The organism is Candidatus Symbiopectobacterium sp. NZEC135 (assembly GCF_025962695.1).
This window is the reverse complement of sequence record NZ_JAGFPF010001406.1, coordinates 1-557: the sequence shown is the minus strand read 5'-3', so window position 1 is coordinate 557 and position 557 is coordinate 1. Positions and strand designations below refer to the sequence as shown.

The following is a 557-nucleotide window of genomic DNA, read 5'->3' as shown; positions in this document are numbered from 1 at the left end:
CGTGATTGAACGCGCCTGGGTGGAAAAAGACAATGCTATTGCTGATGATGTCGACTATGTTGAGCTGCGTTCTCACGTTGTCGATGCAAATGGCAATGCGGTTGAGGGTGTCACGATATCAGCAAGTTGGGGCGGCAATGTCCAACATTTAGGTTCAACGCGGACTGATACTGATGGCATCTCTACCCATCGTTTCAAAAGTAATGTTGCGGGTTCTAAATCAATAGATTTGAGAACGTATATCAATGGTACTTATGGCCCTTACGTTTATTTGAGACCTGTTTTTATCGCGGATAACAGCACGGCAACGATAGCTGATGCGGATTTTACGGTAGCCAGCGGTGCGCTTGCCAACGGCTCTGACACTAATGCATTGCATGTTGTGGTGAAAGACGGGCTGGGAGATGTGGTTCCTGATATCACGGTGACCTTTGCGGTAACGAGCGGTAGCGCATCGTTAACGATCCCTGAGGTCCAGACGGATGAGAGTGGCGTGGCGCAGACCGCACTGACCAGCCTGGTGTCAGGCGACAACCTGGTGAAAGCCTCGGTGAATG

1 protein-coding gene is annotated in these 557 nt (G+C 50.4%); it reads left to right on the top strand.

What is annotated here, in order from left to right; translation table 11 throughout:
* Nucleotides 1-557 (top strand): Ig-like domain-containing protein (locus J5224_RS34525; RefSeq protein WP_264629330.1); only part of this gene is annotated, 557 nt, incomplete at both ends.